The organism is Bradyrhizobium cosmicum (assembly GCF_032290525.1).
Taxonomy (GTDB): Bacteria; Pseudomonadota; Alphaproteobacteria; order Rhizobiales; family Xanthobacteraceae; genus Bradyrhizobium; species Bradyrhizobium cosmicum_A.
Window position 1 is genome coordinate 1 of sequence record NZ_JASXTA010000408.1, and the last position, 252, is coordinate 252.

Sequence of the window (252 nt, forward strand, 5' to 3'; positions counted from 1 at the left end):
GATTTTGCGTTGCGCGCCCTGATGCGGTTGGCGGGCGAACCCGGCCGTTCCTTCGCCACCAATGAAATTGCGGCCGAGTTCGGCATTTCCCGCAACCATCTGGCCAAGGTAGTGCGCGACCTCGCCGACAGCGGCTTCATTTCGACCCAACGCGGCGCCGGCGGCGGCTTCGTGCTGGCCCGCCCGGCCCAGTCGATCACCATCGGCGAGGTGGTGCGCGCGCTGGAAGGGCCGCCGCTGGTCGAATGTTTT

General features: G+C 67.1%; 1 protein-coding gene. It reads left to right on the plus strand.

Going from position 1 to position 252, the window contains the following annotated elements:
• On the plus strand, positions 1–252 hold a 252-nt coding region (locus tag QSV46_RS40410; RefSeq protein WP_314964296.1), incomplete at both ends, for an Rrf2 family transcriptional regulator.